Origin of the sequence: Kineosporia sp. A_224, assembly GCF_002198655.1 — a bacterium.
GTDB lineage: Bacteria > Actinomycetota > Actinomycetes > Actinomycetales > Kineosporiaceae > R-H-3.
The window spans coordinates 1-4363 of the sequence record NZ_MWLN01000014.1 but is presented as its reverse complement, the minus strand read 5'-3'; the positions used below and the strand labels follow the sequence as shown (position 1 = coordinate 4363).

Annotated in this window: 2 protein-coding genes; both read right to left on the bottom strand. The window is 71.1% G+C overall.

Annotated features, from left to right (window positions below):
- Positions 1-50: 50 nt before the first annotated feature.
- On the bottom strand, positions 51-227 hold the full coding sequence (locus EDJALFJO_RS34750; RefSeq protein WP_088281046.1) for a DUF6104 family protein: 177 nt from the start codon (positions 225-227) through the stop codon (positions 51-53).
- 697 nt (positions 228-924) lie between these two features.
- The coding region (locus EDJALFJO_RS00280) for a multifunctional oxoglutarate decarboxylase/oxoglutarate dehydrogenase thiamine pyrophosphate-binding subunit/dihydrolipoyllysine-residue succinyltransferase subunit (protein WP_143448196.1) at positions 925-4363 on the bottom strand (3439 nt) is incomplete at its 5' end.

The window sequence follows — 4363 nt, the reverse complement described above, 5'->3', positions numbered from 1 at the left end:
CCCGATGTCTGTCCGCCCCCCGATGTCCGTCCGTTCTCCGAGGTGCGTGCTCACTCGTCCTCGTCGTCCAGGCGTGCGAGCCACGTCGCGAGCCGTTCGACGGGGGTCTCGAACTCCGGGTTCAGGTCGACGAACTCACGCAGGCGCTCGGCCACCCAGGCAAGGCTGACCTCCTCCTCGCCCCGGCGCGTCTCGAGCTCCTCGATGCCGCGGTCGGTGAAGTACACGTCTCCTATTGTCGCCTGCCCCGGCCGTCCGCCCGCGCAGGGGCACACCCTTGGCCGCGCTTTGCTCTGCCATCACCAGCGAGCCACGGGTGGGGGCGCACCGCGGCGGGGCCGGGACACGCTGTCGCGTGGTGCTTGCTCTGCCCTCACCTGTGAGGGTGGTGCCCATGCAGGCCGGACGGCGGAGTGTCGCCGGGCCGCCGACCGGGCCGCCGTGCAGCCGACGATGCTGCCGTCGATGTGTGGGTTCCGGGGTGATGACGCCCGCGTCCACACATCGATCGCTCCATCCATGGACGAGCGAGTCGCTGTCGCCTCCCGCGCGCAGGTGACGGCGATCCAGCACGCGTGACGGGAGGGAGCCAGCCCAAGACCACGGCCGCTCTCCCGTGCGGGCGGTCGGGAGCGCCGTCCGGTACGGAGGCCGTGGTCGACCTGATGCGGGCACGCGGCTCTGCCCTCACGAGTGAGGGCAGAGCGAACCTTCGACCGGGGCGGACCGGAGGGGTGGCTCGCTGGTGATGGCAGAGCAAAGCCCCCGCCGCAGGTTCGTCGTCGGTCGGTGACGCCAGGTGGCTCCCGGCGTGTCATGGAGCACCGACGAAGCTCCGGCGAGGCCGGGCAGCGCAGCGGCGCCGGACCCTTCACGAAGGGTCCGGCGCCGCCGGGTGCTGCTGGTGACGCGCGAGCGGGTCGGTCAGCGGTCGAAGGACTGCTGCACGAGGCTGGCCTGCTCGGCCGCGTGCTTCTTCGACGAGCCGGCCGCGGGGGAGGCCGACGCCGGGCGCGAGACGCGCAGGAGCGGGCGGCCGCCGAGGTGCTCGGGCAGGTTGAGCGCGATGAACGGCCACGGGCCCTGGTTGGCCGGCTCCTCCTGCACCCAGACGAGCTGGGCGTTCGGGAACCGGTCGACCGCGTCGAGGACGGCGGCCGCGTCGAGCGGGTAGAGCTGCTCGAGGCGGACGATCGCCGTCCGGGTGTCGCCGCGCTTCGTGCGCTCGGCGAGCAGGTCCCAGTAGACCTTCCCCGAGCACAGGAGCACGCGGTCGACGTCCGAGGAGCGCAGGCTCGGGCCCTCGGGGATTACGGTGCGGAAGCCGCCGGTCGTGAAGTCCTCCACCGCGGACTGCGCCGTCTTGAGCCGCAGCATCGACTTCGGGGTGAAGACGACGAGCGGACGGCGCGGCTGGGCGTACGCCTGGCGGCGCAGCAGGTGGAAGTGCGACGCGGGGGTCGACGGCATCGACACGGTGATGTTGTTCTCGGCGCACATCTGCAGGTAGCGCTCGATGCGGCCCGAGGAGTGGTCCGGGCCCTGGCCCTCGAAGCCGTGCGGCAGGAGCAGGACGACCGACGAGCGCTGGCCCCACTTCTGCTCGGACGACGAGATGAACTCGTCGACGATCGTCTGGGCGCCGTTGCCGAAGTCGCCGAACTGCGCCTCCCACAGCACGAGGGCGTCGGGGCGCTCGACGGAGTACCCGTACTCGAAGCCCATCGCCGCGTACTCGGACAGGAGCGAGTCGTAGATCCAGAACTTGCCCTGCTCTTCGGCGAGGTTCGCCAGCGGCGTCCACTCGGTGCCGGTGAGCTTGTCGGTGAGGACGGCGTGCCGCTGCACGAACGTGCCGCGCCGGCTGTCCTGGCCGGCCATCCGGATCGAGGTGCCCTCGAGCAGCAGCGAACCGAACGCGAGGACCTCGCCGTAGCCCCAGTCGACGGCGCCGTCGGTCGACATCGCCGCGCGCTTCTCGAGCATCGGCATGAGCTTGGGGTGGACGACGAAGCCGGGCGGCGGCGAGACGTGCGCGTCGCCGATCCGCTTGAGCACGGCCGGGTCGACCGCGGTCGCCCGCGGCGCCGCGTGCTGGTTCGCGGCGGCCTGCTGCTGCGCGAGCGGCAGGTCCAGCCCGGCGGTGACGTCGCCGGTCGGGGCCTGCGGGGTGTCGGTCGCCTCGCGGGTCTCGGCGAAGACGCGCTCGAGCTGCTCCTGGTAGTCGCGCAGCGCGCGCTCGGCGTCCTCGACGGAGATGTCGCCGCGGCCGATGAGGCCCTCGGTGTAGAGCTTGCGGACGCTCCGCTTGGCCTCGATGAGGTTGTACATGAGCGGCTGCGTCATCGAGGGGTCGTCGCCCTCGTTGTGGCCGCGACGGCGGTAGCAGACCATGTCGATGACGACGTCCTTGTCGAACGCCATCCGGAACTCGAAGGCCAGCCGGGCGACGCGGACGCACGCCTCGGGGTCGTCCCCGTTCACGTGGAAGATCGGCGCCTGGATCATCCGGGCGACGTCGGTGCAGTACACCGACGAGCGCGACGACGCGGGCGCCGTCGTGAAGCCGACCTGGTTGTTGACGATGATGTGCACGGTGCCGCCCGTGCGGTACCCGCGCAGCTGCGACAGGTTGAGCGTCTCGGCGACGACCCCCTGGCCGGCGAACGCGGCGTCCCCGTGCATGAGCACCGGCAGCACGGAGAAGAACGCGCTGCCCCGGTTGAGCCGGTCCTGCTTGGCCCGGACGACGCCCTCGAGCACCGGGTTCACGGCCTCGAGGTGCGACGGGTTCGCCGCGAGGTAGACCCGGGTCTGCTCGCCGGTCTCGGCGGTGAAGGTGCCCTCGGTGCCGAGGTGGTACTTCACGTCGCCGGAGCCCTGGACCGACTTCGGGTCCTGGGTGCCCTCGAACTCGCGGAAGATCTGCCCGTAGCTCTTGCCGGCGATGTTCGCGAGCACGTTGAGCCGGCCGCGGTGCGGCATGCCGACGCAGACCTCGTCGAGGTCCGCGCGCGCGGCCTCGGACAGGACGGCGTCCAGCAGCGGGATGACGCTCTCGCCGCCCTCGAGGCTGAACCGCTTCTGCCCGACGAACTTCGTCTGCAGGAACGTCTCGAAGGCCTCGGCCGCGTTGAGCCGGCGCAGGATCCGCAGCTGCTCGTCGGGGGAGGGCTTGGCGTACGGGTGCTCGATCCGGTCCTGGAGCCACTGCCGCTGCTCCGGGTCCTGGATGTGCATGTACTCGATGCCGACCGTGCGGCAGTAGGAGTCGCGCAGGACGCCGAGGATGTGCCGCAGCTTCATGACGGGCTTGCCGCCGAAGCCGCCGGTCGGGAACTCGCGGTCGAGGTCCCACAGCGTGAGGCCGTGGCTCGTGACGTCGAGGTCCGGGTGCCGGCGCTGCTTGTACTCCAGCGGGTCGGTGTCGGCCATGAGGTGGCCGCGGACCCGGTAGGCGTGGATGAGCTCCTGGACGCGCGCGGTCTTGTTGATCTCGTCGTCGTGCGAGACGGAGATGTCGCGGACCCAGCGGATCGGCTCGTAGGGGATCCGCAGCGCGTGGAAGATCCGGTCCCAGAAGCCGTCGTCGCCGAGCAGCTTGCCGTGGACGACGCGCAGGAAGTCGCCGGACTGCGCGCCCTGGATGATCCGGTGGTCGTACGTCGACGTGAGCGTCATGATCTTGCTCACCGCGAGCCGGGCGAGGGTCTCCTCGGAGGCGCCCTGGTACTCGGCGGGGTAGTCCATCGCCCCGACGCCGATGATCGTGCCCTGGCCCTTCATGAGCCGCGGCACCGAGTGGTTGGTCCCGATGGTGCCGGGGTTCGTCAGGCTGAGCGTCGTGCCGGCGAAGTCGTCCGCGCCGAGCTTGCCGGTGCGGGCGCGGCGGATGACGTCCTCGTAGGCCGCCCAGAACTGGGCGAAGTCCATCGTCTCGCAGTGCTTGATGTTCGGGACGAGCAACGTGCGGGTGCCGTCCGGCTTCGCGAGGTCGATCGCGATGCCGAGGTTGACGTGCGACGGCTTGAGGACGGCCGGCTTGCCTTCGGCGTCCTCGCCGAACGCGTAGTTCATCTCGGGCATCTGGGCGAGCGCCTCGACGAGCGCGAACCCGATGAGGTGGGTGAACGACACCTTGCCGCCGCGGGCGCGGGCGAGGTGGTTGTTGACGACGACCCGGTTGTCGATGAGCAGCTTCGCCGGGACGGCGCGCACGCTCGTCGCGGTCGGCAGCTCGAGGCTCGACTCCATGTTCGTCACGACGCGGGCCGCCGGGCCCTTGAGCCGGACGACGTCGATCTCGGCCGAGGCCGGCCGCGGGGCCGGGGTGTTCGTCGCGTCCCGCGGGATCTGCGCTGGG